The organism is Pseudomonas sp. PAMC 26793 (genome assembly GCF_000313235.1).
GTDB lineage: Bacteria > Pseudomonadota > Gammaproteobacteria > Pseudomonadales > Pseudomonadaceae > Aquipseudomonas > Aquipseudomonas yamanorum.
Genome location: NZ_AMXG01000030.1, coordinates 260886 through 286527 on the forward strand (window position 1 = coordinate 260886; position 25642 = coordinate 286527).

The 25642-nt window shown below is 60.0% G+C and carries 26 protein-coding genes and 2 pseudogenes; 16 read left to right on the forward strand and 12 right to left on the reverse strand.

The window, feature by feature from the left end:
- The first annotated feature begins 24 nt into the window (after positions 1–24).
- Positions 25–720: a response regulator gene (locus tag D109_RS0113380; RefSeq protein WP_017477348.1), complete on the forward strand. Its 696-nt coding sequence runs from the start codon at positions 25–27 to the stop codon at positions 718–720.
- Between the two features lie 129 nt (positions 721–849).
- Here D109_RS0113380 and D109_RS0113385 read toward each other — a convergent pair whose 3' ends face one another.
- On the reverse strand, positions 850–1887 hold the full coding sequence (locus D109_RS0113385; RefSeq protein ID WP_017477349.1) for a patatin-like phospholipase family protein: 1038 nt from the start codon (positions 1885–1887) through the stop codon (positions 850–852).
- 217 nt (positions 1888–2104) lie between these two features.
- Between D109_RS0113385 and D109_RS0113390 the strand changes: the two genes are divergently transcribed.
- The 3 genes from D109_RS0113390 (at position 2105) to D109_RS0113400 (ending at position 4136) form a co-directional block, all read left to right on the forward strand.
- Entirely contained in the window at positions 2105–2383 is a 279-nt protein-coding gene (locus D109_RS0113390) for a hypothetical protein (protein ID WP_017477350.1), read from the forward strand.
- An 89-nt stretch (positions 2384–2472) separates the two neighbouring features.
- A complete protein-coding gene (locus D109_RS0113395) occupies positions 2473–3237 on the forward strand; it encodes a CHAD domain-containing protein (RefSeq protein WP_017477351.1) in 765 nt (254 codons plus the stop codon).
- Between the two features lie 101 nt (positions 3238–3338).
- Positions 3339–4136, forward strand: coding sequence for an acyl-CoA thioesterase II (locus D109_RS0113400; protein WP_017477352.1), 798 nt, complete (start codon positions 3339–3341; stop codon positions 4134–4136).
- Positions 4137–4155: 19 nt separating this feature from the next.
- Here the strand turns inward: D109_RS0113400 and D109_RS01000000131910 are convergent.
- The 3 genes and pseudogenes from D109_RS01000000131910 to D109_RS0113415 all read right to left on the reverse strand — a co-directional run.
- Positions 4156–4413: pseudogene (locus D109_RS01000000131910) on the reverse strand (terminase); the annotation flags it as partial.
- A gap of 109 nt (positions 4414–4522) precedes the next feature.
- Entirely contained in the window at positions 4523–6004 is a 1482-nt protein-coding gene (locus D109_RS0113410; protein WP_017477354.1) for a methyl-accepting chemotaxis protein, read from the reverse strand.
- A gap of 96 nt (positions 6005–6100) precedes the next feature.
- Positions 6101–6907 (reverse strand): TatD family hydrolase, encoded by an 807-nt coding sequence (locus D109_RS0113415; protein WP_017477355.1) that lies wholly within the window; start codon positions 6905–6907, stop codon positions 6101–6103.
- A gap of 238 nt (positions 6908–7145) precedes the next feature.
- Between D109_RS0113415 and D109_RS0113420 the strand changes: the two genes are divergently transcribed.
- The 3 genes from D109_RS0113420 (at position 7146) to D109_RS0113430 (ending at position 9668) form a co-directional block, all read left to right on the forward strand.
- Positions 7146–8567: a transglycosylase SLT domain-containing protein gene (locus D109_RS0113420; protein ID WP_017477356.1), complete on the forward strand. Its 1422-nt coding sequence runs from the start codon at positions 7146–7148 to the stop codon at positions 8565–8567.
- A 104-nt stretch (positions 8568–8671) separates the two neighbouring features.
- On the forward strand, positions 8672–9106 hold the full coding sequence (locus tag D109_RS0113425; protein ID WP_017477357.1) for a DoxX family protein: 435 nt from the start codon (positions 8672–8674) through the stop codon (positions 9104–9106).
- Between the two features lie 253 nt (positions 9107–9359).
- Entirely contained in the window at positions 9360–9668 is a 309-nt protein-coding gene (locus tag D109_RS0113430; RefSeq protein WP_017477358.1) for a hypothetical protein, read from the forward strand.
- A 4-nt stretch (positions 9669–9672) separates the two neighbouring features.
- Here D109_RS0113430 and D109_RS0113435 read toward each other — a convergent pair whose 3' ends face one another.
- Genes D109_RS0113435 through D109_RS01000000131915 form a run of 3 tightly spaced genes read right to left on the reverse strand, consistent with a single transcriptional unit; the run spans position 9673 to position 13142 of the window.
- A complete protein-coding gene (locus D109_RS0113435; protein WP_017477359.1) occupies positions 9673–11478 on the reverse strand; it encodes a Gldg family protein in 1806 nt (601 codons plus the stop codon).
- A 15-nt stretch (positions 11479–11493) separates the two neighbouring features.
- A complete protein-coding gene (locus D109_RS0113440; RefSeq protein ID WP_017477360.1) occupies positions 11494–12219 on the reverse strand; it encodes an ABC transporter permease in 726 nt (241 codons plus the stop codon).
- A complete protein-coding gene (locus D109_RS01000000131915; protein WP_017477361.1) occupies positions 12216–13142 on the reverse strand; it encodes an ABC transporter ATP-binding protein in 927 nt (308 codons plus the stop codon). The genes D109_RS0113440 and D109_RS01000000131915 overlap by 4 nt, the downstream gene beginning before the upstream one ends.
- Before the next feature lie 320 nt (positions 13143–13462).
- Here D109_RS01000000131915 and D109_RS0113450 point away from each other — a divergent pair, with 320 nt between their 5' ends.
- Both D109_RS0113450 and greB read left to right on the forward strand, forming a co-directional pair.
- Positions 13463–14674 carry a hypothetical protein gene (locus tag D109_RS0113450; RefSeq protein WP_017477362.1) on the forward strand — a complete coding sequence of 404 codons (1212 nt, stop codon included), beginning with the start codon at positions 13463–13465 and terminating at the stop codon, positions 14672–14674.
- Between the two features lie 149 nt (positions 14675–14823).
- Positions 14824–15297 (forward strand): transcription elongation factor GreB, encoded by a 474-nt coding sequence (gene greB / locus D109_RS0113455; RefSeq protein ID WP_017477363.1) that lies wholly within the window; start codon positions 14824–14826, stop codon positions 15295–15297.
- A gap of 46 nt (positions 15298–15343) precedes the next feature.
- Here the strand turns inward: greB and D109_RS0113460 are convergent, their stop codons facing one another.
- Both D109_RS0113460 and D109_RS0113465 read right to left on the reverse strand, forming a co-directional pair.
- Entirely contained in the window at positions 15344–17854 is a 2511-nt protein-coding gene (locus D109_RS0113460; RefSeq protein ID WP_017477364.1) for an ABC transporter permease, read from the reverse strand.
- A complete protein-coding gene (locus tag D109_RS0113465) occupies positions 17854–18537 on the reverse strand; it encodes an ABC transporter ATP-binding protein (protein WP_010176179.1) in 684 nt (227 codons plus the stop codon). Before D109_RS0113465 ends, D109_RS0113460 begins: the two co-directional genes overlap by 1 nt.
- Positions 18538–18547: 10 nt before the next feature.
- Between D109_RS0113465 and D109_RS0113470 the strand changes: the two genes are divergently transcribed.
- The 3 genes from D109_RS0113470 (at position 18548) to D109_RS0113480 (ending at position 20546) form a co-directional block, all read left to right on the forward strand.
- Complete coding sequence (locus D109_RS0113470) at positions 18548–19153, forward strand: arylesterase (protein WP_026077944.1); 606 nt, start codon at positions 18548–18550, stop codon at positions 19151–19153.
- A gap of 58 nt (positions 19154–19211) precedes the next feature.
- Positions 19212–19505, forward strand: a complete 294-nt coding sequence (locus tag D109_RS0113475; protein ID WP_003218723.1) for a hypothetical protein — start codon at positions 19212–19214, stop codon at positions 19503–19505.
- 72 nt (positions 19506–19577) lie between these two features.
- Positions 19578–20546, forward strand: a complete 969-nt coding sequence (locus D109_RS0113480; protein ID WP_017477366.1) for a L,D-transpeptidase family protein — start codon at positions 19578–19580, stop codon at positions 20544–20546.
- A gap of 132 nt (positions 20547–20678) precedes the next feature.
- On the opposite strand, the gene oprI is transcribed toward D109_RS0113480, so the two are convergent.
- Positions 20679–20930: an outer membrane lipoprotei OprI gene (gene oprI / locus D109_RS0113485; RefSeq protein WP_003172710.1), complete on the reverse strand. Its 252-nt coding sequence runs from the start codon at positions 20928–20930 to the stop codon at positions 20679–20681.
- 626 nt (positions 20931–21556) lie between these two features.
- On the opposite strand from oprI, the gene D109_RS0113490 reads away from it, so the two are divergent.
- Complete coding sequence (locus D109_RS0113490; protein WP_003189869.1) at positions 21557–21838, forward strand: GNAT family N-acetyltransferase; 282 nt, start codon at positions 21557–21559, stop codon at positions 21836–21838.
- A gap of 113 nt (positions 21839–21951) precedes the next feature.
- Here D109_RS0113490 and D109_RS0113495 read toward each other — a convergent pair whose 3' ends face one another.
- Together D109_RS0113495 and D109_RS1000000132855 are read right to left on the reverse strand one after the other, a co-directional pair.
- Positions 21952–23028: a 3-deoxy-7-phosphoheptulonate synthase gene (locus tag D109_RS0113495; protein WP_017477367.1), complete on the reverse strand. Its 1077-nt coding sequence runs from the start codon at positions 23026–23028 to the stop codon at positions 21952–21954.
- A 177-nt stretch (positions 23029–23205) separates the two neighbouring features.
- Positions 23206–23328: pseudogene (locus D109_RS1000000132855) on the reverse strand (PilZ domain-containing protein); the annotation flags it as partial.
- On the opposite strand from D109_RS1000000132855, the gene D109_RS0113500 reads away from it, so the two are divergent.
- Genes D109_RS0113500 through D109_RS0113510 form a run of 3 tightly spaced genes read left to right on the forward strand, consistent with a single transcriptional unit; the run spans position 23327 to position 25613 of the window.
- Positions 23327–23719, forward strand: coding sequence for a hypothetical protein (locus D109_RS0113500; protein WP_017477368.1), 393 nt, complete (start codon positions 23327–23329; stop codon positions 23717–23719). The pseudogene D109_RS1000000132855 and the gene D109_RS0113500 overlap by 2 nt on opposite strands.
- The gene (locus tag D109_RS0113505) at positions 23716–24681 is read left to right on the forward strand and encodes a putative 2-dehydropantoate 2-reductase (RefSeq protein WP_017477369.1); all 966 of its coding nucleotides are present in this window, start codon (positions 23716–23718) and stop codon (positions 24679–24681) included. The genes D109_RS0113500 and D109_RS0113505 overlap by 4 nt, the downstream gene beginning before the upstream one ends.
- A 14-nt stretch (positions 24682–24695) precedes the next feature.
- Positions 24696–25613 carry a 5'-nucleotidase gene (locus D109_RS0113510; protein ID WP_017477370.1) on the forward strand — a complete coding sequence of 306 codons (918 nt, stop codon included), beginning with the start codon at positions 24696–24698 and terminating at the stop codon, positions 25611–25613.
- Positions 25614–25642: the final 29 nt, after the last annotated feature.

A 25642-nucleotide genomic window follows, 5' to 3' on the forward strand; every position in this document is an offset into this window, starting at 1 on the left:
TTTCACGGATTTTGATTGGACACCATGAGCCAGACTGCGACGATTTTGGTCATTGACGACGAACCGCAGATCCGCAAGTTCTTGCGTATCAGCCTGGCCTCCCAGGGCTACAAAGTGATCGAGGCCGGCACCGGCAACGAAGGCCTGGCCCAGGCCGCCTTGAGTAAACCGGACTTGCTGGTGCTCGACTTGGGCCTGCCGGACATGGACGGCCAGCAGGTGCTGCGCGAGTTTCGTGAATGGTCCACGGTACCGGTGCTGGTGCTGTCGGTGCGAGCCAGTGAAGTGCAAAAGGTCGAGGCGCTGGATAACGGCGCCAATGACTATGTGACCAAGCCGTTTGGCATCCAGGAGTTTCTTGCGCGGGTACGGGCATTGTTGCGCCAGGCGCCGGCGGGGGAGGCCCAGGAAGCGGCATTGCGTTTTGGCCCGTTGACCGTAGACCTGGCCTATCGGCGGGTGTTGCTGGACGGTGTCGAAGTGGCGCTGACCCGCAAGGAATACGCGGTGCTGGCGCAACTGGCCCGCCATCCCGGGCGGGTGATTACCCAGCAGCAACTGCTCAAGGATATCTGGGGCCCGACCCATACCGAAGACAGCCATTACCTGCGGATTGTAGTGGGCCATCTGCGCCAGAAACTGGTAGATGATCCGACCCAGCCACGGTTTATCGTGACTGAGGCCGGGGTGGGCTATCGGTTGTTGAACACCGAAGCTTAAGGGTGGTGCTTAACCTGTGGCGAGGGAGCTTGCTCCCGTTGGGCTGCGCAGCAGCCCCAAAATCCTGGGAGCGCTTCGCACTCCAGCGGGAGCAAGCTCCCTCGCCACAAAAGCCCTGCTTATAAAACTTCAGTGTTGCTCGCTCTCGTACCGATCCAGCGTATCGCTCGCGATCTCCCGCCCCAGCGCGATCAACTCCGGCGCTTTGTAAAATTCGAAAAACCGGCATACCCGCTTCGGCACGTTGATCAAAATATCCGGCGGATACCCGGCGATCTTGTACTGCGCCAGGGACGTCTGCATCACCTCGAAACTCTGGTTGATCAAATCCAGCAGCGACGCGGGTCCCACGTTATCGATGATGAACGAGCCGGTCGCCGACTTCGGCGCGCCGGCCTCTTCCGGGGCGGCCGCCGGTTGTTGTGCCTCGGGTTCGGCAGAGTCCAGCCAAGGGTTGATATCGGCGGCCTGGGCCAGCAGCGCTTCCTGTTCCAGCATCAACAACTGCTCGGCCTGCTTGCGCCGAAACGGCAAGTGCGAACCCAGTGAGCGCACCAGGTTATCGAAGCGGCTCCTGAACGCCGGTGGGCGCTGGATCACCGGAAGCTTGTACTGCTTCTGGTTGGTGGAGTTGAGGTTGACCGCAATGATCAGGTCGCAATGGCTGGACACCACCGGCACGATCGGCAGCGGGTTCAGCAGGCCGCCGTCCACCAGCATGCGGTTGCCCTGCATCACCGGGGTGAACAGGCTGGGAATCGCCGCCGAGGCACGCATGGCCTGGTGCAGGCAGCCTTCCTGGAACCAGATTTCCTGCTGGTTGGTGAGGTCGGTGGCCACGGCGGTGTAGGGAATGCGCAGGTCTTCGATATTGATCTCGCCGACGATCTTGCGGATCTGCCCGAACACCTTTTCGCCACGAATCGCCCCCAAGCGAAAGCTCACGTCCACCAGGCGCAGCACGTCCAGGTAGTCGAGGCTTTCGATCCAGTTTCGATACTCGTCCAGCTTGCCCGCGGCATAGATCCCACCCACCACCGCACCCATGGAGCAGCCGGCGATGCAGGCGATGTCATAGCCGCGTTTTTCGATTTCCTCGATCACGCCGATATGGGCGTAGCCCCGGGCGCCACCGGAGCCCAGCACCAATGCAACACGTTTCTTCATGACCTGATCCTTCGCAAAACAGGTGCCCACAATGCACCCATCGAGGGTCGGGCTTCAATCATCACGGTCACAACCGAATATTTTCGCGAGGGAGCCATTGGGCTCGGGTATGCTCTGGCAATCGGCACTGCGGATTCAGGCAGTCGGATAAGGCACTTTTCGGTGTAGGCAACGTCTACACCAGTGACTGTTTTTTCTTTTCTTGAGGTGTCATTTGATGAAAGCCTGGATGTGTGTACCTGTGATCGTGTTGGCCCTGGCCGGTTGTGCCGGGAAAACTGCTTATCGCGACAGCTGCGGCACGCAACTGGACGCTGCGTGGCACGAACTGGACCTGGCCAAGGCCGAAGGTTTTGCCGGTACTGTGAGTTACTCCAAGGCTCTGTCGTTGTTGACTGGCGCCAAGACCCAGCAGCAGTTCGAAGCCTTTGAAGGTTGCTCGGAAAAGGCCGAGAAAGCGCGTTTCTATATTCGTGAGTCGCGCGCAGGACGTTGATCCTGATCAGGGTGCCAAGGAAAGGTAGTCGATAGTGTTGTGTGGCGTTTGCCCAAGCAGGCGCCCGTTCTTCAACAGGGGAAACAGGCATGGCAGCGTTGGTAGATCAGCTAGTCGCTCAGGTCATCGGCCTGGAAGTAGGGTTACTGAGCTGCCAGGCGCGCCTCGCCGCCGTCACGGATGATGAGGCCCTGCACGATCTGCGCACCACGGTGCGGCGCTTGCGCAGCCTGTTGCGGCCGTTGCGCGGGTTGCCCGGCGTCGAGCAGCTCGAACAGGCCGCCAGTGCCGTGGGCCAACTGACCACGCCGTTTCGCGACCGTGAAGTGTTGGCGGCGTACCTCCACCAGCATGGCCATCACGAAGCAGCTGAGCGGCGTATGCGGCAGCAGCCAGCCACCTACCGCTCGGTGGCACAAGGGCCGGAGCTGGCGCAACTGCTGTTGATCCTCGAAGCATTCCCCCGCTTTATCCGCGCATCCCAACGGCAGAAATTGCTCAACAGCTTGCGCACCCGCATTGAAAAACGCCTGGCCAAGCAATGGAAAAAACTCGGCGAAGCGTTGCACGATCCCAACCATGACCGCCATCGTCTGCGCCTGTTGATCAAGCGTGTGCGTTATGCGGCCGAGGCTTATCCCGAGCTGGATAAGCTGCCCCGCAAAGCGGTGTCCCGTCTCAAGGCCGCCCAAGGCGCCCTCGGCGATTGGCACGACTGCTGGCAATGGCTGGCGCAAGCCGGGCACGAACCTGATTTGCAGCCGTGCGTATCCGGCTGGCACCGCACCATGGCCGAGGCTGAAGGGCAGGCGGACCGTGTGCTGGATAAACTGAACGCCGACTGCTTCGCTTGAACCTGCGGCCTATCTGTCCGGACTTTTGGCTGGAATAGGCGCTGTATGGCGCAGGCCGGGTGGTTAAGATCCCTCAATTCTTTTTTTAAGTTGAGATCGCCATGCGCTTCAGTGATTTGCTCGACGCTGCCCGCAACCACCCGCTGGACGTTTCGATCCCGGCCGAATGGGCCCAGGGCCGTGCCACGTTCGGCGGCCTGGTCGTGGCGTTGGCGTACGAGGCCCTGCGTGCGCAGGTCCCGGCGGATCGCCCGTTGCGTTCGCTGGCGATTACCTTTGTCGGCCCGGTGGCGCCGGATGTGTTTGCCCGCTACGAAGTCGAAGTGCTGCGCGAAGGCAAGGCTGTCAGCCAGTTGCTGGGCCGTGTGGTGCAGAACGGTGAAACGATGACCCTGGTGCAGGCCAGTTTTGGCGCGTCGCGGCCGTCGCAAATCGACGTCGCCGCTGAACCGGCGCCCACCTTCAAACACTGGGATGAGTGCCAGGAGCTGCCCTACGTCAAAGGGGTGACACCGGAATTCATGCGGCACCTGGCGATGCGCTGGAGCGTCGGCGGCCTACCATTCACCGGCAATAAATCCCGTGAGATGGGCGGTTGGGTGCGCTTGCGTGGCGATGTGAAAGAAGAACCGCTGACCGAGGCGCATATTCTCGCGCTGGTGGATGCGTGGCCACCTTCGGTGTTGCCGCACCTGACCCAACCCGCACCGGGTAGCACCCTGACCTGGACCATCGAATTCGTCCAACCGTTGCAAACCCTCAGCACCCTGGACTGGTGCCAATACCGGGTCCACATCGAGCATGCCCGCGACGGCTACGGCCATGCGGCTGCGCAGCTGTGGAGCCCCGACGGCCAGCTGATCGCTATCAGCCGCCAGTCGGTGGTGGTGTTCGCCTGAGCCCTCAGACCAACAGGTGTTGATCGTTGGAGGCATCGCTGGCGCGTGCCTCCAGGCTGCGACCGTGATGCTGCAATGCCAGCGCGGCCACAATGCCGACGACCCCGATAGCGACGCTCGCCAGGTTCTCGCTGAACACTCCGGACACCATCAGCAGAAAGCCGATCACCAGCAGCGGCAGCGCCAGCAGCTGCAACACTTGATTGGTCGCGTGCTGATGATTCTGCGGGTGAGTGCGCCATTGCCAGGCGGGGAGATTTGGATGACGTTTGCCCATGATCGTGATTCCTCTGTCCGTTGAAACATCTTGAGCAGAGTTTAGGTCGGGGCGGGGCGGGGCGGCGAATCAAGGATGGCTATGGACGCCATAGCCATCCACTTATGGTTTACAGCTTCAACTGTCCGATGGCCTTGCTCAGTTCCCCGGCCAGGGTTGCCAGCTCATTGCTGGTGGTGGCCGAGTCCACGGTTTGTTGCACGGTGTTCTCGGTGACGTCACGGATGCTCACCACCGCCCGATTCATTTCCTCGGCCACGTGGCTTTGCTGTTCGGCCGCCACGGCAATCTGCGTATTGCTCTCACGCATCTGCGCCACGGCCCCGGTGATTTCAGCGAGGGCAATCCCGGCCTCTTGCGCCTGTTGCACACAGTCGTCGGCCTTGAACGAGCTTTCCTGCATAAAATCCACCGCGTCCCGGGTGCCGGCTTGCAGGGCGGACACCATGCGGGTGATTTCATCGGTGGAGCTTTGCACCCGCTTGGCCAGGTTGCGCACTTCATCGGCCACCACGGCAAAGCCCCGGCCCATTTCGCCGGCGCGGGCGGCTTCAATGGCGGCGTTGAGGGCCAGCAGGTTGGTCTGTTCGGCGATGCTGTGAATCACACCGACCACGCTGTTGATTTTCTGGCTGTCCTCGGCCAGTTTCTGGATCATTTCGGCGGTCTGCTGCACACCCGTGGACAGCCCGGCAATCGAGCGCTGCACCCGGCTGACCACCTCCTGGCCGCTGCCGGCGAGGGTGTCGGCAGTCTGGGACAGGTCGCGGGTGGCGCCGGCGTGCTGGGCGATGTGGTAGACGGTGGCGGTCATCTCGTTGATTGCAGTCGCGGCCTGGTCGGTTTCGCTTTGCTGGCCGAGCATGCCGTGTTGCACCTCGTTCATGCTGCTGGCCAGGCGTGCGGCGCCGTCGTCCAGTTGCTTGGCGGTGCGCGCGACGGTGTTGACCACTCGCTGATAACCCGCCTGCATCGCGTTAAAGGCACTGGCCATCTGCCCGACCTCGTCCTTGCAGGCCAAGGGAACGCGGGCCGAGAGGTCGCCGGTTTTTTCGACGTGCAGCATCACGTCTTTCAAGGTATTGAGCTGGCTGAGCAGAAAGCGGATCAGCAGCTGTGAGGCGCCGAGCATGGCCAGCATCAGAATCATCACCGCCACGGCGTAGTTGGCGAAACGGCCTTCGAAGACTTGGCTCAAGCTGGGACCGTAGGCCAGGACGGCGACCTGCTGGCCGTCGGCGCGGGTGATCACTTCGGCGCCCATCAGCGGGTTTTCGCCGAACAACGGCATGTGATTGAAATCCACCCATCCACTGGCGGTGGCCAGGGCTGACAGATCCTCATCGCCCAGTTGTGGGGCTTTGCCCTTGGCATAGGTCAGCCAGTGCTCGCCCTTGGGCAGCGGTTGGCCGGCGGGCCAGGCACTGAGCAAGCGCGCCTGGGCTTGCGCCGAAGCCTGAGAGGCTTGGCTGCGAGCCTGTTGTTCGAGCTGCACGGCGTACAGCACCAGCAACAGGGTGGTGATGAAGGCGACCGCGTTCACGGCCCAGAATTTGTACTTCAGTGAGATGTTGCTAAGCCAGGCACCCATGGAAGGTTTTCTCTGATAGCGGAAACAGCATTGGCAAGGTGCCATTATTGTGCCGCTATCGGCCCGGCAGGTTTTGATATGGGTCAATGCGCCGCGTCAATCCGGCACAGGCAATCCAAAAAAGGCACGGGCGCAGGCCGTGCTGTGTTGCGCCAGGTCTTCCACGGTCTCTTCACGGTGCAGGGCGACTTCCCGCAGGACTTCCGGCAAATAGGCGGGTTCGTTGCGACCGTTTTTGGGCTTGGGCCGCAAGGTGCGGGGCAGCAGGTAGGGCGCGTCGCTTTCCAGCATCAGGCGACCACGGGGAATTTCCCTGACCAGCGGATGCAGGTGCGTCCCACGGCGCTCATCGCAGATCCAGCCGGTGATGCCGATGTGCAGGTCCAGGTCGAGGTAGCTGAACAGCGCACGCTGCTCGCCGGTGAAGCAGTGCACCACGGCGGCTGACAGGTGATCACGGTAGTCCCGCAGGATTTCCAACAGGCGCTGGTTGGCGTCACGTTCATGAAGAAAAACCGGGAGTTTCAACTCCACGGCCAGGGCCAGGTGTTCTTCGAGGACTTTTTCCTGCTGGGGGCGCGGCGAGAAATCCCGGTTGAAATCCAGCCCGCATTCACCCACCGCCCGTACCCGGCTTTCCTTGAGCAGACCGCGCAGGCGCTTGGCGCTCTCGGCGTTCCAGTCACTGGCGGAGTGGGGGTGGATACCGGCGGTAGCGAACAGGCGTTGGCCGCTTTCGTCCAGCTGCTGGCACAGTTCCAGGGCCTGTTCACTGCCGTCGACACTGGTGCCGGTGAGCACCAATTGGCTCACCCCGGCGGCGTAGGCGCGGTCGAGAACGGCCTGGTGCTTTTCGTCGAAACTTGGGTTCGTCAGGTTGACGCCGATATCAATGAGTTGCATGGTGCTACCTCCGCCTGCGGTCGGAAAGCATATCAGAGCTGTAGATTTATAAGAAAAGCCAAGAACTACAACGAGTTAAAGCTGTCTTTGAAAGTCGCAAGTAACACCGTGTTTGGTTTGTCGCCATCTGCCGTGCCACCCTTGCGCCCAAAGCCTGCGCTCATGGCGCTCTGTTTCTGTCCCCCAACGCCTCGTTTTTCGCGAAGCAATGGGCAGTATTCTTTCTTCCGGAGAGCGGATGATCCGACCCTCGGCGTTGCTTGTGTTGTGCCTGACGTTACTGCTGCCCATGGCGGCGGTTGCGCGTCTGGACGGGCCGCTGGAAGTCACCAAGCCCGGTAAGGTCCGTGACCTCGCGCAGATCCGCAGCAGCCGCACCTTGCGAGTGCTGGTCAACCAGAGCCGTAACAGTTCCGGCGAAGTCCAGGGCCAGGCCATCGGTGTTGAATACCACCGCCTGCGCGCTTTCGAGCAATACCTCAACGGCCATGCCCGTGACGGTGAGGAGATCAGCCTCAAGATTATTCCCAAGGCCAAGGACCAGTTGATCGGCGCGTTGGCGCGCGGTGAGGGTGACCTGGTCGCCCCCGGCGAATTACTGGATATGAAGGCCGCCCACAAGATTGCCACCAGTGACCCGATTGCCAGCGACGTGCCGCTGTGGCTGGTAGGGCTCAAGGGTGAGCGGCGGTTTACCAAACTCGAGCAATTGTCCGGGCGCACGCTGGCCTTGACCACCGGCAGCGCTGCGTCGGACGCGATCAATCAGGTCAACCAGAAGCTGGCGCTGCACAAGTTGCCGCCGGTGAAGGTGGAGTGGGTCGACCCCAGCCTGGCGGTGGAAGACGTGCTGGAGATGGTCCAGGCCGGGATTTTCCACCTGACCATTGTCGAGCGACCGATTGCCGAGCGCTGGGCGAAGATCCTGCCCAAGCTGCGGTTTGACCGGCAAGTAGCGATCAGTGAGCCGGGCGAAGAGTATTGGTTTGTGCGCCAGGATGCTTCGATGCTGCGGGCCAGCATTGATCGTTTCCTCAAGACTTACCACACGCCGTCCGATCAGGATGTGGCGTTCCAGCGCATCTATCGCCGCCTGTACCAGGTGCGTTATCCACTGGCCCGTGCTGACCGCCAGCGCCTGGAAAAACTGCGCCCGGTGCTGCAAAAGCATGCCCGCGAGCAGGGCATGGACTGGCTGAACCTGGCCGCGTTGGCGTTCAAGGAATCGGCCCTCGATCCCGGCGCTCGAAGCAGCGGCGGCCCCACCGGATTGATGCAGATCACCCCGTCGGCGGCACAGCGGGTTGGGGTGAACAACATCGAAAGCCTGGACAGCAATGTGCAGGCCGGCGCGCGATACCTGGCGATGATCCGGCGCAAGTTCTTCTCAAGCCCCAAGCTCAACGAGCGCGAGCGCATGGCGTTTGTGCTGGCGGCCTACAACATGGGGCCCGAGCGGGTCCAGGGAATGCGTGCCGAAGCGCGGCGGCGGGGGCTTAACCCGAACCAATGGTTTTTCCAGGTCGAGCGCATTGCTATGGAGCAGGTGGGAATGAGCGGCGTCAGCTATGTTAATAGCGTGAACAAGTATTACCTGGCGTTTGATCGGGAACGGGAGTCGTTGGAGCCGGCAGCGCCGCGAGTGGCGTCACGGAAATAATCTATTAAATCGATTGTTATTAGCCGTTTTATCGGCTTTTATCATTGTTTAAACTGATTAATATAGCGGCCAACCCAACCCCTACATCGAAAAGGATTATCAGCATGAGCCCATTGATCACCCGCATCCTCTCCACCCGCGCTGGCTACGGCCTGACGATCCTGCGGATTTTTGTCGGGATCATCTTCGCCGCCCACGGTTCGCAGAAACTCTTTGGCTGGTTTGGCGGTGGTGGCCTGGCAGGCACTGCCCAGTGGATGGAAAGCATTGGCCTGGCCCCAGGTACCCTGATGGCGGTGCTGTCCGGCGGTACTGAGTTCTTCGCCGGTCTGGCGCTGATCATTGGCTTGCTGGCGCGCCCTGCGGCTCTGGGCTTGTCGATCATCTCCCTGGTGGCGATTTTCTCGGTGCATATCCATAACGGTTTGTTCATGGCCAACAACGGTTACGAGTTCGCCCTGGCGTTGCTGGGCGGTACGCTGGCGGTGTTGTTGGAGGGGGCTGGCAAATTGTCTGCCGACCGCGCCATCACTCGCTGATACCGCGAATCTCCCTGTAAAGGCCTGCCCTGTGCGGGCCTTTTCGTTGCTCGGGATTCTTGACACCGCCCTACAGGCTTCTCTAGGATGTTGCTTGCGCCGATTTAAACAGCTAATTGCGGGGCGCCACCGGTGACTGATCACAGTCCCGACAGAAGCCAGAGCCCTGGGCCCGCTTCGAAATTCCGCTAAAGCGCTGGTTCGGTGTTGCCTCTCACCTGCCCGCAGACTTTTGAGGCAGAGACACGACACAATGAATGCACTACGCCCCCTCATACGCCTGGCCCCGATCACCGCGGACCTTACCCAACGCAATCCGAAAATCCTCTTGGGCGGCAAGCACCAGCCGACGCTACTGCGTTATCTGGATGGTTGGCCACGTCGCACGGGGCGGCCTTTGGCCTTTTTGATCCAGTTTGTCGAAGACGGCGACTCTCTTGCGCGCTTTGCGTCCAACAGCTTTGACCTGGCCGTTATTCAAGCCCCCAGTGCCAGCGACGCGGGCGAAGTGATACGCCAGTTGACCCGGATTGCCCGGCAAGGGCTGATAGCCCGGCGTTGAACCCTCAGTGAAACGCCGCAGGAGGCAGATGCTGGCGACGGCGGCGCAGCAGGAAAATACCCCACGCAATCAGGCACAGTATCAGCGGTACAGGCAGGGTATTGAGCAGCTTCACTTTGCGCTCCAGGGCGTGAACTTCGGCATAGGACTGAACCTTCAGCGCTTGAATCTCCATGGGTATTCGCAAGCGCTCCTTGTTGAGCGCTTGCAGCAATGCGTTGGAAGGTACGGCCTGGGCCCCTGGGGAAAGCGGTCGGGGGCTCAGCAATTGCCATTCCTTTTCCGTTTGCTCCAGGCGTTGCGCACGTTCGGCTGACTTTTCCTGGAAGGCCCGTGTCGCGTCTTCGCGCATTGCCTGTAACACCTGCAGCGATCGACCGCCACCTGCGCGAGGGCGAACGTTCATCAGAGTGTCAGGCGCTGCCAGGTTATCCAGGGTGTTCAAGACAAACATTGCGTTATCTGACGAGGGGCCACTCGGCGCGTGGTTGTCCTTGAGCATTCCAGCCACACGATCGCTGAGCAGATCAGTGTCCGCGACCACCACGACATGGATGTGCGCAGCCTTTTGCAAGCCGGCTTTACTCTCGCTGATCCCGTCAGGAAAGACGGAGTAGGCGGGCCCCTCAATGCGGGCGGCGATGACCTGTTGCTGACCACGGGCGGCAGCCTCATTGATCAGTGAATCGAACTGCGCCGGCAGGGCAAAGCGCTCAGTATCAAACAGGGCCGCGTGCCCGGAGCTTTGCAGCAGCGGGGTGAAGGTCATGCGGCTCTTCTTGGCGGGGGCCAGCGCACCGCTGCTCAAGACATTGATGCTGTGGAGTTTCCAGGTGCTGATGTCGTCCTGTGCCATCGCCTGGCGCGGCAAGGTTAGCGCAGCGGGATGGCGCACCGCGGGCTGGCCTGTGGTCATGATCACTGAAGTGGCGTGGTCATGATCGGCAATTACCTTATTCGCGTGCATCTGGACGCCCCAGGCAGCCAGTAATGCTTCCAATCTGGGGTTTTCCGGGGCTGTGACGCTGGTATCCAGCCCGGCAAGCGGGTCGATAAACATCATCAATTTGCCTGCACCCAATACAAACTGATCGATCGCGTACAGGGTTGGGTCAGGCAGTTTGCCGGGATGGACCACCATCAAGGTTTTGACGTGTTCGGGAATTTTTTCGATGCCTGGCTCCAGGCTAACGAGGTTGAATTGGCGGCGCAGTGCCTGCAATGACTGCCAGGGAGGCGTATTCACGCCGCTGTGCTCATCCCGTTCGCCGTCCATTGGCAGCGTGGATATCAGGCCTATCACCGGTTGCTCCGGGTGGATCACTTTATGAAGCAGGTGGCTGATCTCATATTCCAGCAGCGACTCCCGGTCCAGCCTGAATGCCTGGATGCTATGTGGCCCTTGGCCCGTGGTGGTACCGACAAGGCCGAAGAATCCTTGTTGGTCGTCGAGCCCGAGTAACCTGGCTTTGTACTCATCTTCCGAAAAAGGCTTGGGATCGATGAGGTGCAGGTTGATTTTGCCCTTTGCCGCTTTTTCATACTCCTTGAGCAACCACTCGACCCGCTTACCGTAGCTTTTTACGGCATTGGATTTTTGCGGATGTTTGCTCGAGTTGAAAAAGTACAGGTCAACCGGTCGCTCCAGTGAGGCGAGCAGTGTCCGTACAGGTTCGGATAATGTATGGATTTTATGTTCTGAAAAATCCAGCCGTATAGTTGGAAGTTTCAGTGCCCACACCAGGTTAAAAGCAAGAAAGAGTAACAGTAGGGTGATGATTGTGAGGCTGGCGCTTAACGGCGTTTTCATCGTGACGTGTCCTTCTCAACTGTTTCTGACGTTCAGGGCAATCGTCGTCATGGCGAGAAATGCGATGATGATGCTGATGAAGTACAAACTGTCTTGAAGCGCCAGTACTCCTTGGTCAATGGCGTCAAAGCGCGTTGAGGGACTTAGGGAAGTAATACGGTCGATGAGCCAGATCGGAGCTTGATGTTCAATGGCATCAAGAATGGGAGACAGTCCGCTCGCGACCAGGAGCAAACACAACGTGACCGTAAATATAATCAGGCGATGGTTTGTCAGTGTGCAAATAAAACCGCCCACCGATAGATAGCTTCCGGCTAATAGCCAACTTACAACGTATTGGGAGGCAATGATCGTATTGTCTGGGTTTCCAAAGTAATTGACGGTGATAACAATGGGAAAGGTCAACATCAAGGCAATGCCAGAAATCATCCAGGCCGCCAGAAACCTCCCGACTACCCTCTCGAAACCCGTGACGGGCAGGGTGCTTAGGAAGTCCCTGGAGCCCGCAGTGTGTTCATCCGCCCAAAGTTGCGTGGAAAGCACAGGGGTCAACAGCAAATAAAGCCAAGGATGCAGTTGGAAGAATCCATGCAAGTCAACACTGTTTTGTTCCAGTAGCTGGCTTGAATGGAAGCCAAATACGGCGGCGGCTGTCAGGAAAGCTGCAGTGCTCAGGTAAGTGACGGGCGCGCCAAAGTAACTGGCCAGTTGACGCTTGATGATGACCGGTAGAAGTTTCAAACCGAAGCCTCCTGGCTCATGTGATGGATGACATCATCCAGGCGTCCTGGCTCTAGGTTCAGGGCATTGATTTTCCAGCGGCGGTGGGTGATCAGTGCGTTGATATGGGGGTAAATGGTTTGCCCCGGCATGGCGAGTACGGTCACTGTGCCGGGCGTCTCGCGGTCTTCCTCGATGCCGGCGACCCCGGGTAATACCGCCAGGGCCAACAGGTCCAGCGGCGTCTCGGCTGCAAGGGTGACTGCCTGGTAGTGCCGGGAACTGCGCTGCAGTTCGGGCAAGGACGTGTCTGCCACTAATCGACCGTCGGCGATGACCAGTGCCCGATTACAAATGCCGGTCAACGCTTCGGGCGTGCGGGACGCAACAATGATCGTCATTTCGTCGGTCAGCGACTTGATGAGCATTCTGACTTTGTGTTTCTGGTCGGCATTCAGACCTTCCGTTGGCTCATCGAGCAACAGCAGGCTGGGGTCATGCAGGATTGCCTGAGCGATGGCTACTTTGCGTTTCAACCCTGCCGGAAGGGTTTCGATGGGGGATTTGAGTATCCGACAAAGTTCGAGCCGGGCGGCCGCGCGGTCAATCATCTTGCGCTTTTCTGCGCCGCTGAATCCGCGTACGTCGGCAATAAAACTGAGAAAGCCCTGTACGCTCATTGCGCCATGACTCAGGCATCGTTCTGGCTGGTAGCCGGTGATTTTCTTCGCCTGGAGTGTATTGAGGACAATATCGTTACCGAATACTTTTACATGGCCTGAAGAGGGGAGAATCGAGCCTGCTATCATTTTGACGATAGTTGTTTTCCCCGCACCATCATTTCCAAATAATCCCAGGCATTCCTGAGGTTGGGCATTGAATGAAAAGTCGTGGATGATATTTTTCCCGCCCATCTTTTTTGTCAGGCTCGTTATCTCGATCATTATGCTTTTCTACTGAATGTTTATGGCAAGGCTCGGTTAAGGTGAGGCCTCGATTAACCTGCATGAGCGGCAGGTTGTGAATGTTCGAAAAGTCAAAGGTTGAAATATTTTGTTATGCGCATGTCCAAGGCCGTATTGTTAAAAAATGGTACGTTCAATAGGCAGTGTTGGAAACGTTGAGGCGCCTGAATAAGATAAATCCTACGTGTCAAGCGATGGCTCGCTGAAACAATTGTTAGGCTTTTGATGCTTTAATTACTGTCGTTGTTTATTTGGCGTGTATTTGAAGTTCTGCCAATTTGAAATGGAGCCTGAACGTCATGCTGCTTCTACGTACCCTTGTTCTTGAACAATCCGGGCATGATGCGCCGGTCAACGGCGCACTGCTTTGTGGTTTTGCAGTGGCCCAGATCGCTTCGAACTTCCTTGCCTATAGTCTGGATGAAGAGACAGAACCCGGTAGTTCACGGGTATACATCGCAGCGTTGCGCAAAAAGTCCGATCGGTACTTTCTGGGCGCGATAGATTCCAAGGAAGACCTGCAAACAGCGACCCATGTCTTCAAGCAAATACTGACGCTTGCCGCGGCAGCCGGGACCAAGTCCGCAAACACCGGTGAAACTCAGATTCCTTATCATTTTGTTGACCTGAAAGGCTGCAAGCTGCCCCCCGCCAGGCCTGAAGATCATCACTCGTTGACGATCAAGAAATCCCTGGTGATGAAGGTCATTACCCTGGGAACCTCGACGCCCGGTTTGCCTGCCATCGAAAGCAGCTCATTGATTGTCCCGTCTATTCGTTTCTCCTCAAGGATGATTTCTCCTCCAAGGGCCGCGGACCCTTCCGAGTCCGCGCCGCCCGTGGCCGAACCGGTGTCACAGGCACCCGTGGATATGTACGAGATAACCGAGCCGCTGATCGAGCCGCCCGTCGAGGCGCCGGTAGTCGTCGCGCCACCGCAGGCACCGGCAGCACCACAGCCTGAACCCGCCTGCCAGGCGCCGCCGCCTGCCCGGCAGGAAACGCCCTCACTGTTCGAGGTGGACGATACGCTGAGCAATCTTTCCCGACTGTCGCAAGAGTTGACACAGCAAAAGCTCAGCGTGCTCAAGCAGGAGGAAGCACTTGAGCAGCTACGCCTCGAACTGCGCCAGGAGAAGCTCGACCTTGAGCAGGAGAGTCAACGAAGCGCCGAGAGAGTTGCCGAAAAAGAAGCGTCTCTGGAGCTATTGGCCCGTACGCTGGCCACCAGGGAGGAGCATCTGGCCGGCTGCTCGGCATTGAATCAGGCAGAGCAGCGTCGAATGGACGAGCGTGCGCGCTACCTGGAGAGTCAGGAAGCCCAGTTGCACGATCGTGACCTGGCGATTCGCTACAAGGAGCAACAGCTGACGGCAGCGCTATTTCAGTTGCCAGTCCTGCGGGAAACCCTGAGGGGCGCGCTTCAAACCCTGGATGAGTCGCTCCCATGGCTGAGTGAGGCCGGACGCAGCCAACCTGAAAGACGCCCACTCCAGTCGGATGCAGATTGACGCCGGCTGCCGGAATCCATCGGTGGGTCTGGCTACTTTCCTGTGTTCATTTATCATCGACCTCCACAGTCGACATCGGGCGTTAAATACGTTGTGCCTGATGCGGCAGCGGGTCTGAAAAATGGAAACTTCCAGGGGATGTAGAGCTTTTGAGCACCAAGCTGATTACCAAAGAAGGTCATGAAGCCCTGAAAAAGGAGCTTGATTACCTGTGGCGAGAAAAGCGTCCTGATACCACCCGTAAAGTCACGTGGGCCGCTTCCCTGGGAGACCGGAGCGAAAACGCTGACTACCAGTACAACAAGAAGCTGCTGCGGGAAATTGATCGCCGGGTGCGCTATTTGCGTAAGCGCCTGGAAGACATGCGCGTGGTGGAGTACATGCCGGAGCAGGAAGGCAAGGTATTTTTCGGCGCCTGGGTGGAGATTGAAAACGAACAGGGCGAAACCAAGCGGTTTCGCATCGTGGGTTACGATGAGATCTATGAGCGCATGGACTACATCTCCATCGACTCACCCATGGCGCGTGCGTTGTTGCGCAAAGAGGTGGATGACGAGGCGCTCGTGCAGACCCCTGGCGGCGAAGTGTGCTGGTGGATCACCGCTATCGAATATGTGAAGTGACAACGGATGGCCCGTACGCATGAACGCGTGCGGGCCATCTGCGTTTTCAGCCCTCGCGCAGCACCGTCAACGGGCTGGCGTTCAGTGCGCGGCGAGTGCCGAACACACCGGCTCCGCCGATCAGCACGGCACCGATCACCGGCAGCAGCAACAGCCACGGATGTGGGTGCCAGGTCAGGTCGAACGCGTAGCGATACAGCACCAGTGTCACCAGTTCCGTACCCAACGCCGCCAACAGGCCGCTGACCGCGCCCAACAGCCCGAACTCGATACGCCGCGCCTTGACCAGCAACTTGCGCTCTGCTCCCAGCGCCCGCAGCAGGGCACCTTGGCGAATCCGCTCATCGAGGGTTGCCTGGAGCCCGGAGAACAACACAGCCATCCCCGCGGCCAGGACAAACAACAGCACGTACTCAACCGCCAGGGTGACCTGGGCCAGGATGCTGCGCAGCTGTTCAAGCAGTGCCTCCACTTGCAGGATGGTCACCGCCGGGAAGGCCCGGGACAGGTCGACGATCTGCTGGTCATGGCCGGGCGCCAGGTAGAAGCTGGTCAGGTAGGTGGCCGGCAGGTCCTTCAAGGTCCCGGGTTGGAAGATCATGAAGAAGTTCGGCTGGAAGTTATCCCAGTTGATTTCCCGCAGGCTGGTAACCCGCGCTTCACGGTTTTCCCCGCCCACGGTGAATACCAGATGATCGTTGAGCTTGAGTTTCAGGCTGTCAGCGACCTTGGCCTCCACCGAGACGCCGGGAATTTCGTCGGTCGGTTGCGCTGTCCACCACGAGCCCGCTGTCAGCTTGTTGCCCGGCGGCAGGTCGGCGGCCCAGGTCAGGCTCAAGTCTCGCTGCACTGCGCGATCGCCGCTGGAATCCTTACTGACGATCTCCTGCACCGGGGCGCCATTGATGCTGATCAAGCGTCCCGGCACCACCGGATACAACGGAGCAGACTGTGCCTGCAATTCCAGCAGACGTGCGCCGAAGGTGTCTTTGTCGGCAGGCAGGATGTTCAGGGCGAAATAGTTGGGGGCGTCCTTGGGCAACTGGTTTTGCCAGGTGTCCAGCAATTCGCCCCGCAGCAATGCGATCAGTCCCATGGACAACAGGATCAGCCCGAATGCGAGGGACTGGCCCGCCGCCGCCAAGGGGTGACGCAGCAACTGGCCCAACCCCAGGCGCCAGGGCAGGGAAGCCCGGGCCAGCAGGCGCCGCAGGCTTTGCAACAGCAGCAGGAGCAGGCCGCCGAGAACCAGTGCAGCAATCACGCCGCCACCCAGCAGGGCGAAGGTCAGCACCAGGTCGAGGCTCAAGCGCCACATGATCAGGCCCAGGGCAAACAGCGCGGCACCGTAGACCATCCACGTACTGGAAGGGATCGGCAGCAGGTCGCGTCGCAATACCCGCAGCGGTGGCACGCGCCCCAGTGCGGCCAATGGCGGCAGGGCAAAACCGGCGAGGGCGACCAGTCCGGTGCCAATCCCGGCAATGGCCGGCAACAGCCCGCCGGGTGGAACGTCCGCCGGCAGCAGGTCATGCAGCAGCGCAAACAACCCCAATTGCGCCAGCCAGCCGAGCAGGGCGCCGGTCAGGCTGGCCAGCAGGCCCAGCACGGTCAATTGCAGGCTGAACAGCAACATGGTCTCGCGCCGGGACAGTCCGAGACAGCGCAATAAGGCACTGGCATCAAAGCGTCGGCTGGCGAAGCGGTTCGCCGAGAGTGCTACTGCCACGCCGGAGAGCAGCACCGCCACCAGGCTGGCCATGTTCAAGTAACGTTCGGCCTTGCCCAGGGCGCCGCCGATCTGCTGGTTGCCGTCGCGAGCATCCTGCAGCCGCTGGTTGGCAGCCAGGCCGGGCTTGATCAGGTCGCGATAGGTTTGCAGTACGGTGCCGCCTTGGGGCGCGCGCCAGAGGTCGCGATAACTGACGCGGCTGCCGGGTTGCACCACGCCGGTGGCCTCGAGGTCGGCCAGGTTGATCATCACCCTGGGTGTCAGGCTATAGAAGTTGCCGGCACGGTCCGGCTCGTAGGTCAGTACGCGGGCCAGGCGCAGGGTCTTCATGCCGACGTCGATGCTGTCGCCGATTTTCAGGCCCAGCGCTGTCAGCAACCGTGCTTCCACCCAGGCTTCGCCGGGCTTGGGCGAACCGCCGGTGGTTTCCTTGCCGAAGGGCTCGGCGGCGCTCTTCAACTCGCCGCGCAACGGGTACTCGTCGTTGACCGCCTTGATGCTGGAGAGCTGGATGCCGTTGTCGGTGGCAATAACACTGGAGAACTCCACGACCCTGGCGTGTTGCAATCCCAGCTCGGTACCACTCTGGATTTGCTCGGTACGGGCGGGTGAGCTGCCTTCCAGCACCAGGTCGGCCGCGAGGAATTCCGTGGCACGCAACATCATGGCGCCGTTCAGGCGTGCACCGAAGTAACCGATGGCGGTGCTGGCAGCGACGGCCACCAGCAGGGCGAAGAACAGCACACGCAGTTCGCCGGCGCGGGCATCGCGCAGCAACTGGCGAAGGGCAAGGCTGAACAGGCGCAACAAGGGCAAGCGTGCCATCAAGGCTCCAGGGGCGCGACCATCAGGCCGGCTTCAAGACGGATCAGGCGGCGGCAACGGTGGGCCAGGCGCTCGTCATGGGTCACCAGCACCAGGGTCGTGCCGCTCTCTTTGTTGAGTTCGAACAACAGGTCGCTGATACGCTCGCCAGTGTGGCTGTCGAGGTTGCCGGTGGGTTCGTCGGCAAACAGCACGTCAGGTTCGGCGGCAAACGCCCGGGCAATCGCTACCCGTTGCTGCTCGCCACCCGAGAGTTGGCGCGGAGAGTGGGTGAGGCGCTGGCCCAGGCCGACGCGCTCCAGCAGGTGCCTGGCCCGTTCGCGGGCGTCCTTGCGGCCGTCCAGTTCCAGGGGCAGCATTACGTTTTCCAGGGCATTGAGGCTGTCGAGCAACTGGAAAGACTGGAACACAAACCCCACGTGCTCGGCGCGGATGCGTGCCCGCTGGTCTTCGTCGAGAGTACTCAGGGCTTGGCCGGCGAGAGTGACTTCACCGCTGCTGGGCAGGTCGAGGCCGGCCAGCAGGCCGAGGAGGGTGGATTTGCCGGAACCGGAGGCGCCGACGATAGCCAGGCTATCGCCCTTGTTCAGTTCCAGGCTCAGTTCGTGCAGGATAGTCAGTTCACCTTCCGCGCTGGGAACCACTTTGCTAAGGTTTCGCGCGGTGAGAATGCTTGCGCCCATGGAGAATCCAATGCGAATGTGGTTTTTGAGTGCTGGCCTGGCCTTGATGTGCATGGCCCAGAACGCAGCGGCGGGTACAGTCCTGATCGTTGGGGATAGTATCAGTGCCGGTTTCGGGCTGGATACCAGCAAAGGGTGGGTAGCGCTGTTGGGACAACGGCTCAAGAGCGAAGGTTTCGACGATAAAGTGGTCAACGCCTCCATCAGCGGTGACACCAGTGCCGGAGGCCTGGCGCGGCTGCCGGCGGCGCTTGCAGAGCATAAGCCGGACCTGGTGATCATTGAGCTGGGCGGCAATGACGGCCTGCGTGGGCAGCCACCCGCGCAATTGAAACAAAATCTTGCATCGATGATCGACCAGTCCAAGGCCAGCGGTGCCAAGGTGCTGCTGTTGGGCATGCAGTTGCCGCCCAACTACGGGCCGAAATACACCACCGCGTTTGCGCAGGTTTACGGGGAGCTGGCCAAGGAAAAAAGCGTCCCGCTGGTGCCCTTTTTCCTTGAAGGCGTCGGCGGCCATCCCGAGTTGATGCAGGCTGACCAATTGCACCCGGCGGTTGGCGCGCAGGGCAAGTTGCTGGAAAATGTCTGGCCAACGCTAAAACCACTGCTATGACGCTTTTCTAGCAGCGGTCTTTCGGCTAAGGTGGCGCCCCCCCGATTTGGAGCCCCCGATGTCGCGTCCTGCCTGGTCCCTGTTTGCCTACCAACTGATCGAGCCTGACGAACAGCTGGATCTGTTCGCCTGCCAGGAAGTCCGGGTGCATCTGGTGACGCGTCAATTGGAGTTGGGCGGGTCCATCGACCGCACCCTCTGCGGTACGTTATTGCCCGCCCAGCCGCGCTGGTCGTCGGTGGATCGCTCGATCTTCCAGGACCAGCGTTTGTGCCCCCTGTGCCGGGCGATCCTCGAGTCGCAAAAACGCGGCACACCGCCGATCTGGCCAGAGCTGCGCTTCGAACTTTGAATATGGGTGCCCGCCGGGCAGCCGTGTACAATCCATTTTTTACAACCCGTCGATCTGCGAAGGAATTCCCGGATGTTGTCGCGCCTTTCCGCCGTCACCTGCTGCCTGTCTCTTGCTGCACTCTGCGCGGCCGGTCCTGCTGCAGCCTTGCAGTTGCCTTTGCCGCCACCGGGTGAAGATATCGTTGGCCAGGTCCAGGTGATCAAGGCCAAGTACGAAGATACCTTCGCTGACCTGGGCACCACCTACGACCTGGGCTATTCGGAGATGGTCGCCGCCAACCCGGGCGTCGATGCCTGGTTGCCGGGGGCGGGTACCGAGATCGTGTTGCCGACGCGTTTCATCCTGCCGCCCGGCCCCCGTGAAGGCATCGTGATCAACCTGGCGGAATACCGGCTCTATTACTACCCCAAGGGCCAGAACGTGGTGTACACGTTCCCGTTGGGGATTGGCCGTGAAGGCTGGGGTTCGCCAGTGGCTCACACCACCATCACGGGCAAGATCCCGAACCCGACCTGGACCCCGCCAGCCTCGATCAAGGCCGAGCACGCCGCCAATGGCGACCCGTTGCCCAACGTCGTGCCGGCCGGCCCGGACAACCCGTTGGGGCCGTTCAAGTTCACCTTGGGCACGCCCGGCTACCTGATCCACGGTTCCAACATGAAGTTCGGCATCGGTACCCGTACCAGTCACGGCTGCTTCCGCATGTTCAACAACAACGTGCTGGAAATGGCTGACATGGTGCCGGTGGGTACGTCGGTGCGGATTATCAACGACGCCTACAAGTTCGGCGCAGCCGGTGGCAAGGTCTACCTGGAAGCGCATACGCCATTGAACGACGATGGCACGCCATCGGTCGTCGACAAGCACACTGCGGTGATCAACGCCTTGCTCAAGCGTGAAGACCTGTCCAGCAACCTGCGGGTCAACTGGGACCAGGTGCGTGACGTCGTGGCGGCTGAAGACGGTATCCCGACGGAAATCGGCGTGCCGGGCGGGGCGCCTATGGTGTCGAGTACGCCGGTCGATCTGCAGCAATAAGCCTGCACGATCCATAACCCGTTATCGCCTCGCGCGGTGACGGGTTTTTTATTGTCTGGAATCCAGCCAAATGGCGGGCAAAAAAAAGCCGATCCAAGAATGGACCGGCTTGATAACAACCCCGAAGGATTATTACTTGCGGCTTGCTTTTTCAAGCATGCGCAGAGCGCGCTCGTTAGCTTCGTCAGCAGTCTGTTGTGCTTTTTGAGCAGCAGCCAGAGCTTCATCAGCTTTACGATAGGCTTCGTCTGCACGAGCCTGGGAGCGAGCTGCTGCGTCTTCAGTTGCAGTCAGACGAGCTTCGGTTTCTTTGGAGACGCTGCTGCAACCGGTAGCCAGAACTGCGGCCAGAGCCAGAGCAGAGAATTTCAGAACGTTGTTCATCGTGTTCCCCTTCAAGGACTTTCTATTAAATGGCTACTTTCTCAGAGTGAGCTAATAGCCGGCGTACATACTACCCATTACTTGTAGTAAGTAAACTGACGTAGCGCAAGAAGCAAAAAAAATTCTCGCGCCCAATCTATTTTGGCTAATCTTTTCAGAGTCTGTATAAAAAATATCCAGATTTTTGCACTCGGCCGAGGATTGGATCCAGCCTGAAAGGGCCGGCTGGCATGTGTTAAGCCATGTAAACATAAGTCATTTTATATATCGTCCCTGACACTATTGTTCAGATTGTCTTTTCGGTCTTCGGTATCTTTTGTGCATGTTGAGGTGACTTTAAGAGCGCGTGTTCGTCTCAAGCTTCAACTGCCGGCAATGTTCAGGCCATCGACGTAAGGAATCTCGATCGGCCCTTTCTATGTCCGCCAGCGCAACGGAAGACAAGCGCGTCTTGAGCAATTGTGCGATTGGCGCCTACTATTTCCCTGTGCTGGTTGTGAGCGCTAGTGCAAGGCACTGGCCGCTTTTCTCGTTGTCGAAACCGGCACCGGGTGGCGTAGATGTTCCTTCGCCGGAAAAACATCGGTAAGGTAGGGGTCAGAAACCAAGACCCGCGAGGAGTAGTGATGAGCGAGGCGTTGTCCATCCACCATGACCAGGCTGGTCATCAGTTCGAGACCAATGTGGACGGTCATCGTGCCTATCTGACCTATATGGACCTTGGGAAGCAGACCCTGGATATCTATCGCACCTTCGTGCCCAACGCATTGCGAGGCCGCGGCATTGCTGCCGCGCTGACCGAGGAAGCGTTGAAGTTCGCCGAAGAGGCAGGTTATACGGTGATCCCGTCCTGCTCTTACGTGGAGCGCTATATGGAGCGCCACCAGCGCCATGCCGCAAAGCTTTGAGCATTGAGTAGGGCGGGCGCAGAGCATCCCAGGATGCATTCCCGCGCAGAGCGGGGGAACGATCAAAAAAAACGCCGGGTTTAGCCCGGCGTTTTTGTGTCCGCAGTGTTTGCTCAGCCGCGTTGGCGCTTGGGCAACACGTCCTTGAGCTTGGCATGCATGCTGCGCAAGGTGGTCTCGGTGGCAGCCCAGTCAATGCAGGCATCGGTGATCGACACGCCGTATTGCAGGTCGGCCAGATCCTTTGGAATCGCCTGGCAGCCCCAGTTCAGGTGGCTTTCGACCATCAGGCCGATGATCGACTGGTTGCCTTCAAGAATCTGGTTGGCCACGTTCTCCATCACCAGCGGTTGCAGGGCCGGGTCCTTGTTGGAGTTGGCGTGGCTGCAATCGACCATGATGTTCGGCTTGATCTTCGCCTTGTTCAACGCCTGTTCGCATAGGGCCACGCTGACCGAATCATAGTTGGGCTTGCCGTTGCCGCCGCGCAGTACCACGTGACCGTAGGCGTTGCCCTTGGTGGTGACGATCGACACGCCACCTTCCTGGTTGATACCCAGGAAACGGTGCGGGCTGGACACCGACTGCAGGGCGTTGATCGCCACCGTCAGGCCGCCGTCGGTACCGTTCTTGAAACCGACCGCCGAGGACAGGCCGGAAGCCATTTCCCGGTGAGTCTGGGATTCGGTGGTACGTGCACCAATCGCCGACCAGCTGATCAGGTCTTGCAGGTACTGCGGGGAAATCGGGTCCAGGGCTTCGGTTGCCGTCGGCAGGCCCATTTCCGCCAAGTCCAGCAGCAATTGACGACCGATGTGCAGACCATCCTGGATCTTGAAGGAGTCGTCCAGGTACGGGTCGTTGATCAAGCCTTTCCAGCCGACGGTGGTACGCGGCTTCTCGAAATAGACGCGCATCACCAGGTACAAGGTGTCGGACACTTCTGCCGCCAGCACCTTCAGGCGCTCGGCGTACTCGTGGGCAGCCTTGAGGTCATGGATCGAGCACGGCCCGATGACCACGAACAGGCGGTGGTCGGTGCCGTCGAGAATCTCACGGATGACTTCGCGGCCCTTGGTGACGGTCTGCAGGGCAGCGTCGCTCAGGGGGATTTCGCGCTTGAGCTGATCGGGTGTGATCAGGGTCTCGTTGGATTCGACGTTAAGGTCGTTGATCGGTAAATCAGCCATCGTGTTACTCGTCAGGGTCACGGGTGCCGGCCGCCAGCGATCCCCGTGCGGCGGAGCACAGCATGATTTAAGTGCAGCGGGGAGCCGAACCTTAGCGCGTTACAAGGCTGCGAGACAATGGGCAAAGGCCGCTTTAATCCCGCGGCGTCTGCACAAAAAGTGCAATGGGCGCCCGCCCGGGTAATTGCATGCGACGCCGCCCAGGCCGATAGTGTGCAGCCGTTGGCGGGAAATGCCGGAAATGGGACGTTGGGTTAATTCGACAGCGACATCATCAGGGTGAGGAAAGAAACGACCCATGCACACGGACTCCGAGCACCGTCCAGTTGATGGCGGTGGCAGCAGCATAGTGAAAGAACTGCACCTTACCGATCTGGATATCGACCAGCAATTATTGGGGCTTTCCGGCACCTCGCTGGTGGTGTTCACCGGTGACGGATGCTCGCGCTGCCGCTTCCTGCACCAGCAACTGCCGGGTTGGGACTTGCCGGTGGACCGGGTCTGTTGGGTGGATGCTGGCCACAATGGCGGCGCGGTAGAGCGCTACGAGATCTTTCATCTGCCCGCGTTGTTTGTGGTGTGCGACGGGAAATTCCATGGAATATTAGCGTCACTGACGCGTCTGACCGCCGGCGACCTGACGCAAGGTGTGCAGCAGGCGCTCAAACGACTACCAGAGGAATTGCCATGACCGAAGTTGCAAAAACACAGTCGCCACGGATCGGGATTATCGGCACCGGGGCCATCGGTGGCTTCTACGGGGTGATGCTCGCGCGTGCCGGCTTCGATGTGCATTTCCTGCTGCGCAGCGAGTACGCGGCGGTCAGCGAGCGCGGCCTGCAACTCAACAGCACAATCCACGGAACCGTGCACCTGCACCCGGTGCAGGCCTATGCCCGCGCCGCAGACATGCCGCCGTGCGACTGGCTGCTGGTGGGCACCAAGTCGACGGGGAATGTCGAACTGGCTCCAACCATCGCCCAGATCGCCGCCCCGGACGCCAAGGTGGTGCTGCTGCAAAACGGCCTCGATGTCGAAGACAGCCTGCGGGAACACTTGCCGCCGTCGCTGCACTTGCTGGGTGGCCTGTGCTACATCGGCGTGCACCGTTCCGGTCCCGGGATTGTCGAACATCAGGCGCTGGGCCGGGTCAACCTGGGTTACCACAGTGGCCCCGCGGCCAACGATGACACTCATCGGCAGGCCATTGTCGAAGCAGGCGCCGCGCTGTTTCACCAGGCCGGTATCGACTCCCAGGCCATGGCCAATGTGCATCAGGCACGCTGGCATAAACTGGTGTGGAACGTGCCTTACAACGGTCTCTCCGTCGTGTTCGGCACTGGCACCACGGCGATGATGGCGGATGAATCCAGCCGTGAACTGATCCAGGCGCTGATGGCCGAAGTGGTGCAGGGCGCCCACGCCTGCGGGCATGAAATCCCCGCCAGTTACGCCGGGCAGATGTTCACCATGACTGAAAGCATGGATGACTACCTGCCCAGCATGTATCACGATTACGTGCACAAGCGCCCGCTGGAACTGGCGGCGATTTACGCACGCCCCTTGGCGGCGGCGAAGGCGGCGGGTTGTGAATTGCCAAGAATGCAGGCGCTGTACCAGGCCTTGAGTTTTATGGATCGGCATAACCGCTGATTGGAGGGAACACCATGGCAAAGGGATTGGGCGACAAACTGGTGCTGGCGATTTCCTCGCGGGCGCTGTTCGACCTGAGCGAAAGCCACAAGGTCTACCTGGCCCAAGGGGTCGAGACGTATCGCAAGTACCAGATCGACCACGAGGATGAAATCCTCGAGCCCGGCGACGCCTTCCCGCTGGTGAAAAAACTCCTGAGCCTCAACGCCAGCCTCGGCCGTGCCCGGGTCGAGGTGGTGCTGGTGTCGCGCAACAGTGCCGACACCGGCCTGCGCGTGTTCAATTCGATCCAGCATTACGGCCTGGATATCTCCCGCGCCGCATTCGTCGGCGGGCGCAGTCCTTATCCCTACCTGGCAGCGTTTGGCTGCCACCTGTTTCTGTCCACCCATGCCGAGGATGTGCGCAGCGCCCTGGATGCCGGGTTTGCCGCAGCGACCATCCTGTCGGGCGGCGCACGTCGGGCCTCCAGTGCCGAATTGCGGATTGCCTTCGACGGCGACGCGGTGCTGTTTTCCGATGAGTCCGAGCGTATCTATCAGTCGGGAGGTCTTGAAGCCTTCCAGGCCAGCGAGCGGGAGTCGGCACGCGAGCCGTTGCGCGGAGGTCCGTTCAAGGGTTTCCTAGCGGCGCTCAACTTGTTGCAGCGCGAGTTCCCGGACGAGTCCTGCCCGATCCGCACCGCACTGGTCACCGCCCGTTCGGCGCCGTCCCACGAGCGGGTGATTCGCACACTGCGGGAATGGGATATCCGTCTCGACGAGTCGCTGTTTCTCGGTGGCCTGGAGAAGTCGGCGTTCCTCGAGGCCTTTGCCGCCGATGTGTTTTTCGATGACCAGGAAGGGCATTGCGAGAAGGCCCGGGAGTTCGTGGCCACCGGGCACGTACCCCACGGCATCAGTAACGAGTTGAAAATTCAGACCGAGGGCTGAGCACTGCCAAAGGCGCTGCTAAGCTGAAT